Origin of the sequence: Streptomyces fulvoviolaceus (assembly GCF_000718165.1) — a bacterium.
GTDB lineage: Bacteria > Actinomycetota > Actinomycetes > Streptomycetales > Streptomycetaceae > Streptomyces > Streptomyces fulvoviolaceus.
On record NZ_JOEY01000014.1, the window covers coordinates 12514 to 31051 of the forward strand.

The window sequence follows — 18538 nt, forward strand, 5'->3', positions numbered from 1 at the left end:
CGGCGTAGGCCCTGCCTCCCTCATTCCTCCCAGGACCTGCTCCGCATCTCCATGCGCCTGGCTCCCTGGGGCCCCGCGCGTATCAGTAGGATCGACGCCTACGCGAACGACGCCTACGCGAACGAGAACACATCTCGGCACAGCGGTACACGGGGGCGTCGGTGCCAGTACGTATCGATCGCGAAGGATGAGTGCATTCGGTGAGCGTCGTCATCATCAAACGGCCACCGCGGATAGTGCCCCCGGTTGTCCCGGACGGCGAGGTCAAACTCGAGACGCCGCCCGAGATCCCCCGCGAGGGCGACGAGAGCATGCTGATGAACCTGCTGCCCATGATGGGCATGCTGGGTTCGGTCGGCTTCTTCTTCATGCCCAGCCTGCCCGCCTATATGAGGGTGGTCGGCGGGCTGATGCTGGCGTCGACCCTGGCCATGGCCATCGCCCAGTTCGCCAAGGCCCGGCAGGGCGGCGGCGCGGGGATGGCGCAGGACCGGCGTGACTACTTCCGCTACCTCGAACAGGTCCGCAAGGACGTACAGAAGACCGCTGAACTGCAGCGGCAGAGCCAGCTCTTCCAGCATCCCGACCCGGAGCAGCTGTGGGCCGTGGCGGCCGACGGCAAGCGGCTGTGGGAGCGGCGCCCGACCGACGCGGACTTCGCCTCCGTACGGATCGGTCGCGGTGTGCAGCAGCTGAACACCCCGCTCGTCGCGCCGGAGACGGCGCCCAAGGAGGAGCTGGAGCCGCTGACCGCTGCGGCGATGAAGGCCTTCCTCGACGCGCACGGCAGTCTGAGCGACCTGCCGGTCTCCGTGTCGCTGCGCGCCTTCTACCACATGACGATCTGTGGGGAGACCGACTCGGTCTACGGCAACGCCCGTGCGGCGCTGTCCCAGTTGGCGACGCTGCATTCGCCCGAGGATCTGGTGATCGCCGTGGTGGCGCACCCCTCCGCGGCGGCGGAGTGGGACTGGATCAAGTGGCTGCCGCACAGCCAGCACCCGAAGGCCAAGGACGGAGCGGGTTCGACCCGGCTCCTGTTCGACGACCTCGGGGAGCTGGAGGAGGCGCTGGCGGACCAGCTGGACGACAGGCCCCGCTGGAACCGGGACGCGAACCCCGTCTACGACCAGCCGCATCTGATCGTGGTGCTCGACGGCGGCACCGTGCCGCCGGACTCCGAGCTCGCCAGCTCCGACGGGCTCCAGGGCGTGACCTTCCTGGAGATCGCCCCCGGTGAGCTGGAGGAGGACCTGCGCGCGGGTCTGACGGCCTATGTGAAGCCGGACCGGATGCGGCTGTTCGTCGGCCACGAGTCGGCGTACACCGGCAGGCCCGACGTACTGAACACGGCGCAGGCCGAGTCCCTGGCGCGGCAGCTCGCCCCCTTCCGGGTCGGCACCGCGGAGGAGGGCGAACCCCTCCTGTCCAACCTGGACTTCACGGATCTCATGGGCATCGGCGACGCGGGCACGGTCGACGTCTCCCGCACCTGGCGTCCGCGCACGCTGCACGAGCGGCTGCGGGTGCCGATCGGTGTCGGCGAGAGCGGCGAGCCGGTCATGCTCGACCTCAAGGAGGCCTCGCAGGAGGGCATGGGCCCGCACGGCCTGTGCGTCGGCGCGACCGGCTCCGGCAAGTCCGAGGTGCTGCGCACGCTGGTGCTCGGTCTCGCGGTGACGCACTCCTCGGAGACGCTGAACTTCATCCTCGCGGACTTCAAGGGCGGTGCGACCTTCGCCGGTATGGCGGACATGCCGCACACCGCGGCCGTGATCACCAACCTCGCGGACGACCTCACCCTCGTCGACCGCATGCGTGACTCGATCATGGGTGAGACGCAGCGCCGTCAGGAGCTGCTGCGCACGGCCGGCAACTACGCCAACCTGCACGACTACGAGAAGGCCCGGGCGGCGGGCGCCGCGCTCGAGCCGATGGCCTCGCTGGTCATCGTGCTCGACGAGTTCTCCGAACTCCTCACCGCCAAGCCGGACTTCATCGACATGTTCATCCAGATCGGCCGTATCGGCCGTTCGCTGGGTGTGCACCTGCTGCTGGCGTCGCAGCGCCTGGAGGAGGGCAAGCTGCGCGGCCTGGACACGTACCTGTCGTACCGGATCGGTCTGCGTACCTTCTCCGCGGCCGAGTCCCGTACGGCGATCGGTGTCCCGGACGCCTACCACCTGCCGTCGATCCCCGGTTCGGGTTATCTGCGGTACGACACCGACACCATGGTCCGCTTCAAGGCCGCGTACGTGTCGGGGCCGTACCACGGCGAGGGCCCGTCCCGGGTGCACCGCTCGACCCAGCTGCGGCCGGCGCTCTTCACCGCGGAGCACGTGGCGCTGCCCCCGCAGCCCGTGGTCGAGGAGCCGGAGCCCGACAACCGGGTGGACGACGCGCTGGCCGACACCGTGCTCGACGTCATCGTCGGCAGGATGGTCAACCAGGGACCGCCCGCCCACCAGGTGTGGCTGCCCCCGCTCGAGGAGGCGCCCTCGCTGGAGCAGCTCCTCCCCCAGCTCGCCGTCACCCCGGAGCGCGGCCTCACCGCGCCCGACTACACGGCGCTCGGCCGGCTCAACGTGCCGGTCGGCCTGGTGGACAAGCCGTTCGAGCAGCGGCGCGACGTGCTGTACCGGGACTTCGCGGGCGGTGCGGGCCACGGTCTGTTCGTCGGTGGTCCGCAGTCCGGCAAGTCGACGCTGCTGCGCACGCTCATCTCGTCGTTCGCCCTCACCCACACCCCCTCCGAAGTGCAGTTCTACTGCCTGGACTTCGGTGGCGGCTCGCTGATCTCGATGGAGGACCTGGCGCACGTCGGCGGGGTCGCCAACCGTCTCGACGCCGAGAAGGTGCGCCGTACGGTCAGCGAGGTCGAGGGGATCCTCAACGCGCGCGAGGAGTACTTCCGTACCAACAACGTCGACTCGATCCAGACGTTCCGGCAGCGCAGGGCGGCCGGGCATCTGCCCGACCAGGCCTGGGGCGACGTCTTCCTCGTCATCGACGGCTGGGCCACCTTCAAGACGGACTACGAACTGCTCGAGTCCACCGTCACGGAGATCGCGACGCGCGGCCTCGGCTTCGGTGTGCACGTGATCCTGAGCGCGAGCCGCTACACCGAAGTGCGGCCCGCGCTCAAGGACATGCTGCAGAACCGCATCGAGCTCAGGCTCGGTGACCCGACCGAGTCGGAGATCGACCGCAAGGTCGCGCAGAACGTCCCGGCGAGTGTGCCGGGTCGCGGTCTGACGCAGGACAAGCTGCACTTCATGACCGCGCTGCCGCGGGTCGACGGCTCCTCGGAGACGGACGACCTGTCGGAGGCGACGTCGATCCTCGTCGGCGGCATCAACGAGAACTGGCAGGGCGGCCACGCCCCGGCCGTGCGGCTGCTGCCCAAGATGCTCCAGTCGGACCGGCTGCCCAAGGGCTTCGAGCACCCGGACCGCGGTGTGGCCATCGGTATCGACGAGTCGTCGCTCGCGCCGGTCTTCGTCGACTTCGAGACGGACCCGCACTTCATCGTGTTCGGTGAGAGCGAGTCCGGTAAGTCCGCGATCCTGCGGCTGCTCGTCAAGCAGATCACCGAGCGCTACACGCCGGACCAGGCGAAGATCGTGATGGGTGACTACCGGCGCGCCCACCTGCAGGGTGTGCCCGAGACGCACCTGTCGCGGTACTGCGCCTCGGCGCCCGCCCTGTCGGAGACGCTGGAGGGCCTCGCCGGTTCGCTCAGCCGCCGGATGCCGGGCCCGGACGTCACGCCCGAGCAGCTGCGCAACCGCAGCTGGTACAACAGCCCGGACGCGTTCGTCATCATCGACGACTACGACCTGGTGGCGACCGGCATGAACCCGCTGGCCCCGCTCCTGGAGTACCTGCCCTTCGCCCGTGACGTCGGCCTGCGCGTCATCATCGCGCGCGCCTCGGGTGGTGCGAGCCGGTCGCTGTACGAGCCGGTGATGCAGCGGATGCGCGAGCTCGGTGCCCAGGGCATCGTGCTCTCCGGCGAGCGCTCGGAGGGTGCGCTGCTCGGCAACATCACTCCGTCGCAACTGCCGCCCGGGCGTGGGTACTTCCACACCCGGCGGCGCGGTGGGCAGCTCGTCCAGACCGGATGGCTTCCCTCGCGGTTCTAGCGGTCACGGGAGTCTGTGGAGGGGCGGTACCCATGTGGGTGCCGCCCTTCTGCGTTGTCAGTGGCCACCGCTATGGTGGCGTTGCAGTGGAGTTGCAGGGGAAAAGACGAGCAACGGGGGGCAGTTGTGCCGTCGGACTACATGGATTCCGATCCGAAGGTCCTCAAGGACGAGGGCTACAACATGTTCACGGTCGGCCAGGACTTCGCCAAGGCCGTGAACACCTTGCAGAACGGGCTGACCGCGCTGGAGAAGGGCGACACCCCGCCGTGGGGTGACGACGACATCGGTGAGAAGTTCGGCGTCGCCTACGAAGGTCTGCGCGACGGCATGTACCAGTCGATGGGCAGCCTCGCGGAGCGGCTGGCGGGGATAGGGATCGCCTTCACCAAGATGGGCGTGGCCCACGAGCAGAACGAGGCCAACGAACTCGACATCTGGAATGCGGCGACCTCGGAGTACGACGGCCAGGTGACGCTGCCGCCCGGAGTGACGCAGGGCTTCAGCAAGGCGTAAAACGCCTGATCCGCGGCGGAGTGCGGCGGCCCGCAAGTAGGGTGAGCCGCGTACTTCGTTCACGTGTCAGGAAGAGGCCCCGCGGTATGACCGAGACCCCGGATGAGATCAAGGCACGCAAGGAGCGGGAGCGGGACGAGCTCTACGCCCTCGACATCTCGGGTGCCGAGTGGCACAGCGCGCCGGGTACCGAGGAGCACGAGGAGCGGGTCGAGATCGCGTACCTGCCCGAGGGCGCCGTGGCCATGCGCTCGTCCCTCGATCCCGGCACCGTACTGCGGTACACCGAGGCGGAGTGGCGGGCGTTCGTACTCGGGGCCCGGGACGGGGAGTTCGACCTGGAGCCCGCGCCGCACAATGGTGGGGTGTCGGCCGAGTAGGGCAGGACGGGGCCGAGTCCGCCCCCTCTAAGATCAGGGTCGTACGCGAAGGTGTCCGCGACGGCGGAGGACGGGGACCCATGACCGGCTCGACCGAGGACTACGCACCGCACCCCCACATAGGCGGCCGGGCCGCCGCGCTGCGCGCGCTCGCCGCGTGGCGCGGGGCCGTGCCCGGTGTTCCGCGAGTGGTGGCGCTCACCGGCGCTTCCGGCAGCGGGCGTTCGCGGCTGCTCACCGGGTTCCTGATGCTGTGCGAACCCGAATTCCGCAAGCGGCTGCCGGTGGAGGAGATGGATCCCTCGACCGTTCCGCCGGAGCTGCCGGCCCCGGCGGTGCCGACCCCCGCCGGATTGACCGCGGCCCAGGTGCTGTGGCTTCTCGCCGACCACTACGAGCTGAACGCCACCGGCGTCGAGGGCGTGTACGCCGAGCTGGCCGCGGTCGAGGAGCCGGTGACCGTCGTGGTACCGGACGTCGACCGCGCCGGTCCGGTGCGGGGTGCGGGCGAGCCCGCGCGGCTCGTACGGGAGGTACTCGCTCCCCTGGCTGCCACCGGGACGGTCCGGCTCCTCGCCGAGCTGCCGCGCCCCCTGGCCGCCGAGCTGGCCGCGGGTCTGCCGGCCGGCACCGTGCAGATCATCGATCTCGACGAACCGGAGTGGGCGGACCCCGAGGGCCTGGTGCTGCACGCCCAGGCGGCGCTGGACCCGGAGTTCGGGGCGCCCGAGCTGCCGTACACCGTCGATCCGGCCACCCGCCTCGCGCTGGGAGCGGCGATCGGCCGGCGGGCCGGGACCAGCCCGCTGGTGGTCCAGCTCGCCGTCAACTGCGTCCTGATGGCTCCGGAGGGCTTCGACCCGGCCGACGAGAGCCGGTTGCCGACGTCCGTGGGCGAGGCCCTCGACCTGCACGCCGGACGGCTCGGCTTCGAGCCGCAGACGCTACGGCTGCTCCTCGCACCGCTCGCCCTGGCCGAGGCCGAGGGCATACCGGTCCAGCTGTGGGCGCGGCTGGCGAGCGCGGTCGCCGGGCGGGACATGGGCGAGGCCTTCGCGGGCGGAATGCTGCTCGTCGGGCCTTTCGTGCAGCCCGTGGAGGAGGAGAGCGGGCCTTCGGTACAGGCCGAGGAGCGGGAGAGCGGGCTTTCGGTACAAGCCGAGGAGCAGAGGACCGGGCCGGAGGGCGGTGCGCGCACGCTGCTGCGGCTGCTGCACCCGGCCATCGCCGAGGAGATCCGCGCCGGGCTGCCCAGCGTCCGCGCCGCCCAGACCCAGATCGCGATGGCACTGCTGGAGGCCGTACCGGAACAGGACTGGAGCAAGGCCGACCCGTACGTACGCGACCACATCGCGGGCCACACCCTGGAAGCCGGTCTGCTGCCCCAACTCCTCACGGACCCGGGGCTGTTCGTACACGCCGACCCGGTGCCGCTGCGCGCCGCCATCGAGGCCGTCCCGCCCGGGGAACTCGGCGCACCGGCCCGTACCTATCTGCGTACGGCCCCCCTGCTGACCCGCACCCAGGCACCCGCCGTGCTGCGCGCCGCCCTCCTGGAGACCGCGTTCGTCGAGGACGGCCTGCCCGACCACGCGGACGCCCTGCACCGCCGACTGGGCCTCGAGCTGCCCTGGCAGACCCTGTGGAGCCTGCCCGTTGCCGGGGTCAGTGACGTGACCGTCGGCAGCCTGCCCCGGTCCGAGGGGCCGGCCGTCCCGGTCGCCGTTCTCGTCGTGCCCGCGGACACGCCTGGCGCACACCCGGTCGGCGAGGCGTCCGGTTCCGCGGTGCTCGTCCACGGCCTCGTAGGAACGGATGATCTCGGCGACGCCGACCCCGCGCTGATCCTGCGCCCCTCCGAGGAGGAGCGGACCGCCGCCCCGCTGGGCCTGAGCCGCGGCGCCGACTACCTGCGTGTCTGGGACCGGGCAAGCGAGGAGGTCGTGGCCGCGCTGATCTCCGCCACGCCCTTCACCGCCGCCGACCTCTCCCCCGACGGCATCCTCCTCCTCGCCACCGAGCGCGGGGTGAAGGCCCTCCGGATCCGCCCGGCGGACCCGACGGACCCGACGATAGCCTCGTAGCACCACCCCGTTCCCACCCGTTCGACCAGCCATCCCGAAGGAGCCTCCCCGTGACCAGCCAGGAGCAGGCGCTCGCTCTCGCCGACCGTTGGCTCAACCCGGAAGGGTCGGCGCAGCCGCGCCGCGAGGTGCGGATGCAGGAGTTCGACCTGGGCTGGGTCGTGTGGGCCGCGCCCTCGGCGTCCGAGAGCGACCCGGTCACCGGGGAGCGCCGGCCGCCTGCCGGGGTCGGCGACGCGTGCGGGGTCGTGGACCGCCGTACCGGCGAGCTGACGGTCTGGCCGTCGGTGCCGGTCGACGAGGTCGTACGGATGTACCGGCAGAAGCACGGCGGCGAGGACTCTTCGGACGGTGGCCGTCCGGTCACCGGGCCCGGCAACACCGCCGTCTTCACCTACACCGACCCGGCCAATGGCGAGGAGACCACCCTCTTCCGCAACTCCGGCCCGGGCCTGCCCCCCGCCGAGTACCAGGCGTGGGCCGAGCTGCAGCGGATGAACGTACCCGTCGGCAATGTCATCGCCGTCCACACCGACCTGCGTCCCAGCCTGCTGCCCGGCGGGTACACCGCCGAGCTTCTCAACACCTTCCCCAACGTCCGGCTCTCCTGCTCGCAGACCTACGGAGCCCGTCCCGAGGAGCGCGCGGAAGGCATCGCGGCGCTGGTCGAGCAGGTCGACATGCTGAACCGGATCGCCGGCCAGGAGCCGCCGCCCCGCCCGCACCGCAGCCCCGTACCCACTCACGTGACGCCCGCGGAGCCGATGCGTGACGTGGCTCTCGGCCGCCACCTCGTCGAGGTCTTCGGCGAGGACGGCGTACGACGCCACGACGCCGACGACATCGCCGGCAGCGCGCTGCCCGAGGCCACCGGGTCCACGCTCACCTGGGCGGGGCTCCCCGACCACCTTCCCCTCTTCTTCACCGCCGACCGGCCCGACGCCCCTCCGGCCGGCGGCCTGTTCACCGACGTGTCCACGAATCTGCGCGAACGCCGCAGCCCGGCCGGTGAAGAGAAGATCGGTGTCCTGGCGCATCTGGTCCGGATCGGCTTCGACGGGGTCGCGGTCATCGCGGTGCAGTACCTGCCCGGTACGACGGAGCCGGACGGCCTCGGCGCGGTCTGGGCCGTCGACCCGGTGACCGCCGCGGCCCGCTACGTCAACGTCTCGGCGGCCGCCTTCGCCCGCTCGCTGGCGCTGCTCGCCACGACACGGCGGCGGACGCGGGGCCTCGACCCGGTCGCGGCGGGTGCCGAAGTGGCGGCGTTGCAGGAGCAGTTGGTGGCTGTGGACGCCTCCGCGCTGGCGCACGAGGACACCTGGTGGTCGCTGATCGTCGAGCAGATGTGGCACGGGTTGTTCTGACCCCGGCCCTCTGAAGATCCCCACCGAGAAGACAGAGAACAGGGAGAGCTGACCCGTGACTTCGGAGAACCCGGCACCGCCGACCACCTCGGAGCAGGCCCTCGACATCGTGCGCGACCGGTACGCGCAGCCGAAGTTGCCGGACGGCAGCCCCGCGGAGCTGCGCGTCGAGGAGTTCGACATCGGGTACCTGGTGTACGCGGTGTTCCCGCCGGTCACCGATACCGCCGGCCGGCCTCAGCCCGCTCCGCCGGGCGGCAGCAAGATCGTGGTCTCCAAGGAGACGGGAGAGACCGTCACCGTCCCCAACTACCCGACCGAGACGGCGATCGCGCTGTATCGGAAGCAGCGCCAGGCGTGACGTGACGAGTGCGGCGTGGGCCGTACTCAGTACAGCGAGAATCCTCCGCCGTGCCGCCCTTGGCTCTGCGTGCCGGACCTCGGGGTCCCGCCCTCCGGCCGCTTCTGGCCGGGGTTTTCGCCGGTCCCCTCCTCCTCGTGCCTGATCCGGTCGCGCTCCTCCTCGGGGAGCGCGTCCCACTGACCCCGCAGGGAGGCCATGCCGCCGCTTCCCAGGGCGCGTGCCACCGCGGGGTCGTCCAGTGCGTCGCGGAGGGCCAGGCGGCCGGAGAGCAGCCGCTTCGCCGCGTCCTCCATGCCCTTGCCGACGGCGTCGTTCTCGGACAGCTTGCGCAGGGCCGAGTTCAGCGAACGTATCTGTCCCGGTTCGAGCGCTTCGTCCAGTACGCCGCGGTCCGGTGAAGAGCCGTCCGGGTTCGGTGAGTTCTCGGGTTGCCTGGTCATGTGGCCTCTCCTCGCTGCCCCTCGCCTCTCGGACACCCGCAGTATCCCCCGTCACGTACGGATGCGATGCTGGCACCCATTGTCCGACTGTCCGAAGAAGTCGCCGAAGAAGTCGCCGAAGTAGACAAGGACCCCATCGTCATGGCCCCTGCGCAAGGCACTGGAACCGACCGTTCCGCCGCTGGTCTCGTCGGCCGAGCCTTCGGCCGCCTCGGACGCGCGGGTGGCCTGGTCTTTCTTCTCGCCGGCCTCGTCATGAGCGGATGGGGCGCGTACCAGGGTGCGTACGCGGTGGGATGGGCCGGCACGCACGGCACTCTGACGGTGAAGCAGTGCGAGGTGAACTCCGCGGTCAACGCCTCGCGCAACAGCCGTAAGAAGCGGCTCAACGTCCGTTGCGCGGGCACGTTCGTGTCCGAGGACGGCAAGAGTACGGACGCCGGCGCGGCGGTCCAGGTGCGCTCCAGGTACACGCAGGGCACCGAACTGTCGGTGCAGCAGGCCGAGGCGCCCACGACGGACACCTCCGCGGACGGCGACTACGTCCGGGCCGACGAGCCCCGGGGCTGGCGCTTCTTCGCCGCTTTCTTCGGCGGCTGGGTCCTCACCGGCCTCGGCGTCTTCTGCCTCGCCACCGGTTTCGCGCCGTTCGGGCAGAGCCGGGTCTCGTACGACGCGGCGTGGGAGGCGGCGGGGCGGGGAGTGACGCGGCCGGTCCTGCTCGGGATGCTCGGGGTGGGGCTGCTCGGGGCCGGGGTGTCGTTCCTGGTCAGCTACTTCGTCTGAGCGTGTGAGCGCGCATTCGCTAGGCTCACGCACCATGTCGCCAGCGCATACGTCCTCCTCCCCCGCACCGGACGCCACGGTCGTCCCCACAGGCCGCCGCGGCGCCATGACCGGGCTTCCCTGCTCCGTGCTCCTGATCGTGATCGGTGCTGCCGGCGTCTCGGGCGGTGTCGTGGTTGCTACCGGGAACCAGAAGGGGGAGTCCGGTGTCGCGGGGTTCGCGGGCCTGGCGTTCATGGTGGCGCTGGGTGTCCTCGGCGTGTTCCTCTTCGTCGGTCACTGGGCCAACCGAAGCAACAGGATCCTCGTCGACGGCACGGGTCTGTGGATCGACAGCGGGAAGCTTCAGCACGTCATCCCCTGGCAGAGCCTCGCCGGAGTCGCCCTCCACTGGAGCAGGTTCGGCCGCAGCCAGAAGGTCTACTCCCTGGAGATGTTCCCCAACGGCCCCGTGGACCGGGACGATCCGGCCCTGTGGACCCTGGTCCGCGACGAGGAGCCGCCGCAGCCCGGGCTTTCCCGGCTGCGCTACCGCCTGCCTTTCCCCTCCGCCCAACAGCAGCAAGTGGTCACGGCGGTTCACAGCCAGGTCCCACAGCTCTGGCTGGGAGAGTCCGAGCGTCCGACCGGCCACATCGGCCGGCCGGACGTCAGGGGACACCGGGAGCGCACCCGTGGCCGTACGCCATGAACGGTTCACGCGCCCCGAGGCAACCGTGGGGACCTGCAACGGATTTGTGACAGCAAGCCCCTGAAGTTACCCGGGCGTGATTCCGTAAACTTTGCGAACGGCTGTACTCCTACGGGATTCCCTTGACCGGTGAGGGAGTTGTACGGCCGTGTTGTCTGACGGGGGTGCTTTCTGCTGTGTCGATGATGCTGCCGGACGAGCTCGAATGGGTTCTCGAGATGCTCGGCTACAACTGGCCGACCGCGGACGAGGACAAGCTCAGAGAGTCCGCCGCCCTGTGGCGGCAGTTCGGCGACGACGTCACCGGCCTGCATGAGCGGGCGAACGGCAGCGCCCGCCAGGTCACCGCCTACAACGCCGGTGAGTCGATCGACGCGTTCACCAAGACCTACGCCAAGTTCGACGGCGGAGGCGGCTCGGACGGCTACCTCGCGAGCGCGGCTCAGTCCGCCCACCTCATCGCGGGCGTGCTGGAAACCTGCGCCGGCCTGGTGGTCGTCGCCAAATACGCGGTGATCGTCCAGCTGATCGCCCTGGCCATCGAGATCCTTGCCGCGCATGCCGCCGCGCCCTTCACCTTCGGCCTGTCCGAGGTCGCCGGGCTGGGTGCCACCCAGATCACCCGGCTGATCGTGCGCCGCCTCCTCGACGAGCTCAAGGACGCCATCCTCGACGCGATCGTCGAGACGATGAAGGAACCCGTCATCTCCGCGGTCGAGGCGATCATCACCGACCTGATCCGTCAGTCGGTGAACGTCGGCTTCGGCGCCCAGTCGGGATACGACCTCTCCACGACCGCCAAAGCAGGGGCGGACGGCGCCTGGGAGGCCGTCAAGTCGTCCCCGCAGACCTTCCTGGAGGGTGTGCGCGACAGCCTGGGGGCCAAGGCGGGGAGCAGCGCTCACCATGCGATCGACAGTCGTATCGACGGGTACAACGGTGGGTCGTCGGGGACATCGGGGGCCTCGGGGAGCGAGGGTGGGAGCGGCTCGGGGGACGGTGACGGGGGGTCGGACTCGTCTTCTTCCGGCTCCGACTCGTCCTCTTCCGGCTCCAACTCCTCTTCTTCCGGGTCCGACTCCTCCTCCAACGGCTCTGGCTCCTCGTCGTCGACGCAGTCGGGCAACGGCACGAACATAGGTGGCGGGATATCCGCCGACACCGGCGGCAATGGCGTCGGCGGGCCGGACGTGGGTTCGTTGCCGGGCTCCGATTCGGGGTCCGGGTCGGACAACGGGTCCGGGCAGGATTCGTCCTCCTCGGAGACGTCCACGCCGCGGCCGACACCGGTGCTGAACGGTCCGACGCTGTCCGACTTCGACGACCCCTCGCCCAGCGGCAGTTCGCCCGCTGGCACGGAGTCCGGCGGTTCGTCCGGCCCTTCCCACTCCGGCGGCGGTTCCTCCGTCTCCGGTCTCTCGTCGCCGACCGTGCAGTCCGCACCGGCCCAGTCGTCGTCCGGCGGTACGTCGTCCCCGTCGGGCGGCGGCGCGATCGGCACCAACATCGACAGCCTCGCCGCCAGCGTCCCCACGCAGACCAACACGGCGGCCGCCGCACCGACGACGAGTGACCCGTCCCCGGCGGGTGCCGGGGCCGGCCGGGCGGACGGGGGCTCGTCGGGCATACCGTCGTCGCCGGTGGCGTCGGCCGCCGCGGGTGGCTCTGGTGGCGCGCATCAGGGTGGGGGTACGTCTGGTTCGTCCGGCGGCGCCTCGTCCGCTACGAGTCCGAGCAGCCCCACGCCCAACTCGGGGGCGACGAGGACGACTTCGGCCAGTGTGCCGGGTACGCCGTCCACCGCGGGGACGGGGCCCGTCTCCACGCCGAGCACCACTGCTCCGGCTTCGACGCCGCGCAGCACGCCGACATCTGATGCTCGTGTCCCCGGCACGGCGGACGGTCGTACGCCTGGCACATCGGACAACCGAATACCGACCACCCAGCGCACCACCCCCGGAAGCACGACACCGGGGGACGGAACGACGCCGCGCACCACAACTCCCGGTGACGGTACGACGTCACGGAGCACGCCCGGGAGCACGACCCCGGGTGATCGCACCACGCCTCGCGGTACGACGCCGGGTGACGGTACGACGCCTCGCCACACGACCCCGGGTGATGGCACCACGTCCCGTACCACCCCGGGCAACACGACTCCCGGTGACGGTACGACGTCGCGCAACACGCCTGGGAACACGACGCCCGGCGACCGCACCACGCCCCGCGGTACGGCTCCGGGTGACGGCACCCGTACCAACACCCCTAGCCAGAACCCGAGTACGAGTACTCCGACGACGACGCCGTCCACGTCGACCAACACAGGGACGGGCACCGGCACCGGATCCGACCGCACCTCGACACCGGGCAACAGCACCTCGAACTCCGCGGCACCGAGCAGTCGTACGCCGAACTCCGCCGCCCCGCCCGCTCCCGCCGGCAACCCCACGACGCCGGGCACGCCCGGCGCCCAGAACACACCCACCAGGACTCCGCAACAGCACGCCGGCAGCACACCCGGCAACCCCGGCACACCCGGTGGCACCCCCAACACCCCGCCGCAGCCGGCCGCGCAGCCCAGCGCGCCTCCGCAGAGCGCACCGCAGCATCAGCAGCAGGTGACCGCGGTCCCGATACACACCGTCATCCGCACGCCAGGAGCATCGACGCCGGCGGCGGCGCACCACTCCCCGGCCACACCGCACGCGCCGGGCTCGCCCCAGAACGACGCCGGCACCCCCCAGAACGGGCAACAGCACCCGCAGCAGGACAGCCTGGCGGACATCCGTTCCGACCTGGACCACCACCCCGGCGGCCTGACCGAACCCGACACCGCCGACCAGCAGGCGCTGGTCGACGCGGTGCCGCACAACGAGGACGGCACCCCGGAACGCTTCCCCGACCCCTTCGGGTCCTGGTCGCAGCTCCAGAACGACGGCGGCAACACCGTCCCCGGACGCAGCAACAACTGTGCCGACTGCTCGCGTTCCTTCCTGGAGACCTGGTACGGCGACCCCCAGGTCTCCGCCCCCCGCACCATCGACACCGACGCAAACGGCAAGCCCGACCCCTTCGCTCCCGAGAGCAACGCCAACGAGAACCAGATCCGTTGGGCAGGCGCCGCCCACACCTACGTCGGCCCCGGCGGCGACCCCGACACCGCGAACACCATCGCCAACACCCTCCGGCAGGCCGGCCCCGGCTCGGCGGCCATCGTCCAGGTCGGCTGGCCGGGCGGAGGCGGCCACGCGTTCAACGTCGTCAACCACAACGGCAACATCGTCTGGATCGACACGCAGAGCGGCGAGGTCAGCAACGAGCCGCTCCACCTCGACAAGGCGGACCACGTCTGGCACATCCCGCTGGACGCGGACCGGAATCCGATCGACACCTCCCAGCCCCACACCGAGGACACGAACCACTCCGAGGAGGGGACGGCCACCTCTCAGGACGGGACTGAGTCGACCGAGACGAACACCAACACCCCTCAGAACGGCACGACCACCCCCCAGGACGGAACCGAAACCTCCGAGACGAACACCAACACCCCTCAGAACGACACGACCACCCCCCAGGACGGAACCGAAACCTCCGAGACGAAGACGGACACGCCTCAGGAGAAGACGGACACGCCTCAGGAGGGAACTGACGCTTCCCAGCAGGAGACGAGCGACTCGACCGAGGGGAGCCAGCACCAGCCGGATTCACCGGGCGAGTCGCCTGACGCCGCCGCCTCCGGAGACCCCGCGCACGCCGAACCGTCCCCTACTGCGGACTCGAGTTCCGCAACCCCCGAGAGCGGAAACGGAAGCCACAAAGACACGGTCACGGACGACGCGGTCCCGTCCAGCTCCCCGCCAGGGCCGAACGAACCGACCACCGACCGCAGTACCCCCCAGCAGACCCCTGCTCCCGACTCGCATACAGCATCGGCATCGGCATCGGCATCGACGTCGACTGACAATGCGGGTGGTCACACCACGCCCAACCAGGCACCCGCCACCTCCACCAATGCCGCTTCCCCTCGCCCCGGTCAGGAAACACCCGGAACTCCTGCGCAGCCTCACAGAGGGCCGGAGGCGCCCGCAGGCACCAACGACGGCAGCAACAAGAAGCACAAGCTGGACGACGAGCCGGACGCTCCCAAGCCGAAGAAGCCCAAGAAGACCCCGGCCGAGCGGGCCGCCGAGATCGCCAGGGCCAGGGAGATCGCCAACACCCCGCTGGACAGCTCCGGCCCCGAGGGGCACCCCGGTTATGGGGTCGTTCAGGACGGCGACGGATCCTCGGTCCACCACGACATGCTCGGCGACGAGTCCCAGGATCTGCTGCGCGTCACCAACGAGGTCGTACAGACCGACCTGCACTCCATCGCCCAGCACCTGCACAACTGGGCCGAAGGCAACCCCTCGCCGCTGCAGCAGACCATCCGTGAGGCCTCCGAAAGCGGCAGGCTGACCCAGGACCGGCTCAACGAGCTGCTGAAGCCCGGCTTCGCAGAGATGTCGCGGGAGGACAAGGCGGCGACGGTTGCCGCCATCGCACGCCTCAGCAGCGGATTCCACAACACGCACGCCGTCGACGATTCAGGGGGCGCCGATCTCCACTCACGGCACAAGCCCACGCGCGGTGAGAACCTTGATCCCGCCCCCCTCGCCCGCCGATATGCCGCGACCCAGGACATCGCGGACAAAGAAGCGCAAGAGCTCGCGGAGAACAGCCAGGCTCTCGGTGACAGCAATCAGCCGAAGACCGAGAAGGAGATCTCGCGAGAGCGGCTCAAGTTCAACAAGCTCTGGAACCAGCACGTCGGCGAGGCACAGCTCGCCAAGGCCATCAAACAGGCCGAGAGCGAGGGCAGGCCGCAGGCCGAGATCGATGCCATGCGCGAGCATCGCAGCATGATGCGGCCGGACTTCTCGGGCAAGAACTTCGCGGCTCTGGAGGTCATCGAGCACAAGCCCGACGGGTCAACGGAGACCCACTACATCATCGACTCCTCCAACCCACCGCTGGATCACTCCGAGCCCGTACTCGGCGAAGCCTTCCGCAGACTCGACCAGGAGAACCCCGGACGGTACGAAGCGCCGCTCATGTACACGGAGTTCGAACCGTGCGGCAATCAGACCTATCCGGCGTCGGCCAACTGCTCGGACTATCTTGCGCATGAATTCGAGCGCCCGGCCGATCAGGACCTGAAGAAGTACCACGAGAAGAGCGCGGAAGAGCGAGCAGCGGTCCCCGAGCAGAAGAACAGCACCAAAGTCGTCTACGGCGCCGGATACCGGCTCGGCGAACTGTCGGCCGACGAGATGGCGAGGATCAATGCTCTGCCACCCGAGCAGAAGGCGGCCGAGGTCGAGAGGGCACGGCAGCAGGCCGTGGACGCCCGGAACGCCGACATGCACCGCTTCCGCGGGGAACTCGCGAGGGTCTGGATGAAGCTCGCCGCGAGCGCTGACGTACCCTGATCGGCCGGGTCTGATCGGAGTGATGCACAGTGTTTGCCGACGAAGCGGATGAGGAGATCGTCAGCTGGCTGGCCGACCCGCCGAAACACGCGCCGAAGCTCACCTTGCGCGGCTCGCCGGGGGTGGGCAAGACGGCTCTCCTGGCCGGTCTGCACGAGGAGTTGCCCGGCTCATTCTTCCTGGACTGCCGTGGCCTGACCGCTGACCAGGTACTCGGGCGACTTCTCGACCACTTCGGCCTCCAGGTCAGGCGTCGCCCCCTGGGCGACCCGCTGAAGGACACCCTGGCAGGGCTGCGCAGGGGCGGGATCCTCTTTCTTGCCAACGTGCAGTGGGCGGGCACCCTCCATTCGTCGGCCGAGCCAGACCTCATCGACCGTGTGGTCGGGGAGTTCAGCAGCCAGGGCCGTGGCCGTGTGCTCCCGGTCCTGGAGCTCGGCGAGCCGAGCGACCAGGACCAGGGCCAACTCCCGCACGAGATCCTGCTGGAAGCCGAAGGCCCTGCTTCTACGGCACTTCTGGACGAGCATCCCGCCCTCCGAGCTCTGGCCGCGACCGAGCTGCGTGAAATACCGCTGCGGGTCTGGGAGTTCATGGACAGCACCTTGGGTGGGCAGCACACCGAGGACGCCCTGCGTCATGTCGTCCGGCAGCTGCCGGACGCGCTCCGCCTGGAAGTGGACGGCAGCGGCACCTCGACCGTGCGGCTGGCGTCGGACGGACTCAAGTGCCTGCTCCGCAAGGCTGATCCGATCACCGAGGCAGAGCAGTCGGCCATCACAGACGCTCTTCTGTCCGAGGTGTCGAGAACGTCCGAAGGCACAGCCGACGTGCGGATCACCGCATACGCCGGCCACGCGCTCGCCGTCCATGCCGCACTCGCCGGGACGCTGCCCCGACTCATCGACGAAGAGCCGGTCCTGGTGGCCATCGCCGATCGTGTCTCACTGCTCCAAGCGATCAAACTGAGTTGGCCGGGCGGCACTCCGGTGGGGGGTACCGCCGCGGACGCCCATTACCTGGACAGCGACGGTGTCGCCCCCGGCTCGCAGAGCGAGTGGCTGGCCTGGCTGCACTGGGCAGCCGTGAACCGCGGTCACCGGGAATGGGCCGACCGGCTCGAAAACGCCAGCCCGGTGCCGCTCGCATGGCGCACCGCTTGGTCGAAGTGGCGCCCCTACGGCGTGCTGGAGGTGCGGCCCGATCTGCCCGCACCCGCGCGCGGCGTGGCCATCGGCACGTACACGGGCACGCCTGTCGTGGCCAGCGAGCACAGCGGCGTCTTCAGCCAGGAGGAGCTTGAGGGGGCCCTGGGCGACGGTCAGAACGACTGGGGCGACGATCAAGTGCGGGAACGTGTTTGGCGGTTGTCCGACGGCGAGGAGCTGCTGGAGCCCAGGGTGGTCCACCAGTTCATCAGCGACGAAGGGGATGTGGAACGGACCGTCGGAAGCGCCCTCGCCTCCCGCCGATACGTCGGCCCGTCCGCCGCGAACCGCCCTGACTGGCCGGGGCTGCTGACTACCCGCAGCGGGGCGGAGGCGGCAGACGAAGGGCGCTGGGTGGCGTACGGCTCAAGGGGTCTCTACGCCTTCGATGTCCTGCACCCTGAGGCGCTGACGCCGGGGCCCGGGGTCTGGCAGCGGTCGCTCGTGCCGTCGTTCCGCTCCACCGCCCTGTGGCCCATGCCCACCCCCGTCGCCGAGCAGGGCGAGGCCCTCAACACATGGTTCACCACCGCCTTCGGCGGCCATGCGTTGCGCCGCCTTCCCGTCGCCGACCTCCCCACCGACCTGTCCGAGCCACGGGCCCGCACGATCCTCTCCGACACCGGCTTCCCCGCCCTCGACGGAACCGCACCGGCGTTCCTGACGACCGTGGCCATCGACCAGACCGGTCTCGCCCGCATCGGGGGTCCGGACTCCCCCGAGGCCTCCTACCTCCTGGGACACTGGCTCACGGAACCCATCGTCCTGGAGGGCCACACCGGCCGCGTCCTTCTCGCCTCCGTCACCGGAACCGAACTCCTCGGCAGCGATCTGTCCCTGTTCATGACCCTCGTCGGCCTGTACCGCCTGCTCCGCCTGAGCGACTTTCCTCTCCGGAGCGACGAAGGATGGGACGCGCGCCGCAGCGTAAAGGCCTGGGCGCGAGTGATCGACCCCGAAGCGACAGCATCGTCCCATTGGCAGGGGGTGCTCGACGGACGTCTGGACAACCTCTGATTCGTTTCCTCCCGCCCGAGGAGGTCGCTCGCGAACTTGCTGAATTCCTTCGGCGTGACCCGCTCGACG

General features: G+C 70.1%; 11 protein-coding genes. 10 read left to right on the plus strand and 1 reads right to left on the minus strand.

The features are described from left to right. Nucleotides 1-200: 200 nt before the first annotated feature. From IG08_RS0116310 to IG08_RS0116335, 6 genes are all read left to right on the plus strand, one after another. The gene (locus IG08_RS0116310) at nucleotides 201-4145 is read left to right on the plus strand and encodes a type VII secretion protein EccC (RefSeq protein ID WP_030601980.1); all 3945 of its coding nucleotides are present in this window, start codon (nucleotides 201-203) and stop codon (nucleotides 4143-4145) included. A gap of 141 nt (nucleotides 4146-4286) precedes the next feature. Continuing rightward, on the plus strand, nucleotides 4287-4661 hold the full coding sequence (locus IG08_RS0116315) for a hypothetical protein (RefSeq protein WP_052424735.1): 375 nt from the start codon (nucleotides 4287-4289) through the stop codon (nucleotides 4659-4661). 86 nt (nucleotides 4662-4747) lie between these two features. After that, nucleotides 4748-5041 (plus strand): DUF397 domain-containing protein, encoded by a 294-nt coding sequence (locus tag IG08_RS0116320; protein ID WP_030601984.1) that lies wholly within the window; start codon nucleotides 4748-4750, stop codon nucleotides 5039-5041. Nucleotides 5042-5121: 80 nt separating this feature from the next. Further along, a complete protein-coding gene (locus IG08_RS0116325) occupies nucleotides 5122-7125 on the plus strand; it encodes a hypothetical protein (RefSeq protein WP_043454438.1) in 2004 nt (667 codons plus the stop codon). A gap of 50 nt (nucleotides 7126-7175) precedes the next feature. Next, nucleotides 7176-8492, plus strand: a complete 1317-nt coding sequence (locus tag IG08_RS0116330; RefSeq protein ID WP_030601987.1) for an SUKH-4 family immunity protein — start codon at nucleotides 7176-7178, stop codon at nucleotides 8490-8492. A 55-nt stretch (nucleotides 8493-8547) separates the two neighbouring features. Further along, complete coding sequence (locus IG08_RS0116335; protein ID WP_030601990.1) at nucleotides 8548-8853, plus strand: hypothetical protein; 306 nt, start codon at nucleotides 8548-8550, stop codon at nucleotides 8851-8853. 26 nt (nucleotides 8854-8879) lie between these two features. Here IG08_RS0116335 and IG08_RS0116340 read toward each other — a convergent pair whose 3' ends face one another. Next, nucleotides 8880-9296: a hypothetical protein gene (locus IG08_RS0116340; protein WP_030601994.1), complete on the minus strand. Its 417-nt coding sequence runs from the start codon at nucleotides 9294-9296 to the stop codon at nucleotides 8880-8882. Nucleotides 9297-9437: 141 nt separating this feature from the next. On the opposite strand from IG08_RS0116340, the gene IG08_RS0116345 reads away from it, so the two are divergent. The 4 genes from IG08_RS0116345 to IG08_RS0116360 all read left to right on the plus strand — a co-directional run bounded on the left by IG08_RS0116345 (nucleotide 9438) and on the right by IG08_RS0116360 (nucleotide 18469). Next, nucleotides 9438-10082 carry a hypothetical protein gene (locus tag IG08_RS0116345; protein ID WP_158812238.1) on the plus strand — a complete coding sequence of 215 codons (645 nt, stop codon included), beginning with the start codon at nucleotides 9438-9440 and terminating at the stop codon, nucleotides 10080-10082. Nucleotides 10083-10116: 34 nt separating this feature from the next. Next, nucleotides 10117-10773 (plus strand): hypothetical protein, encoded by a 657-nt coding sequence (locus tag IG08_RS0116350; RefSeq protein ID WP_030602001.1) that lies wholly within the window; start codon nucleotides 10117-10119, stop codon nucleotides 10771-10773. Nucleotides 10774-10955: 182 nt separating this feature from the next. After that, the gene (locus IG08_RS55830) at nucleotides 10956-16244 is read left to right on the plus strand and encodes a toxin glutamine deamidase domain-containing protein (protein ID WP_158812239.1); all 5289 of its coding nucleotides are present in this window, start codon (nucleotides 10956-10958) and stop codon (nucleotides 16242-16244) included. A 29-nt stretch (nucleotides 16245-16273) separates the two neighbouring features. Further along, nucleotides 16274-18469 carry an SUKH-4 family immunity protein gene (locus IG08_RS0116360; protein WP_030602007.1) on the plus strand — a complete coding sequence of 732 codons (2196 nt, stop codon included), beginning with the start codon at nucleotides 16274-16276 and terminating at the stop codon, nucleotides 18467-18469. Nucleotides 18470-18538 lie beyond the last annotated feature (69 nt).

What these genes read in the sequence shown, in the direction of transcription:
- IG08_RS0116315 (WP_052424735.1), top strand. Translation starts at nt 4,287, where the DNA reads ATGGATTCCGATCCGAAGGTCCTCAAGGACGAGGGCTACAACATGTTC.
- IG08_RS0116320 (WP_030601984.1), top strand. Translation starts at nt 4,748, where the DNA reads ATGACCGAGACCCCGGATGAGATCAAGGCACGCAAGGAGCGGGAGCGG.
- IG08_RS0116325 (WP_043454438.1), top strand. Translation starts at nt 5,122, where the DNA reads ATGACCGGCTCGACCGAGGACTACGCACCGCACCCCCACATAGGCGGC.
- IG08_RS0116340 (WP_030601994.1), bottom strand. Translation starts at nt 9,296, where the DNA reads ATGACCAGGCAACCCGAGAACTCACCGAACCCGGACGGCTCTTCACCG.
- IG08_RS0116345 (WP_158812238.1), top strand. Translation starts at nt 9,438, where the DNA reads ATGGCCCCTGCGCAAGGCACTGGAACCGACCGTTCCGCCGCTGGTCTC.
- IG08_RS0116350 (WP_030602001.1), top strand. Translation starts at nt 10,117, where the DNA reads ATGTCGCCAGCGCATACGTCCTCCTCCCCCGCACCGGACGCCACGGTC.
- IG08_RS55830 (WP_158812239.1), top strand. Translation starts at nt 10,956, where the DNA reads ATGATGCTGCCGGACGAGCTCGAATGGGTTCTCGAGATGCTCGGCTAC.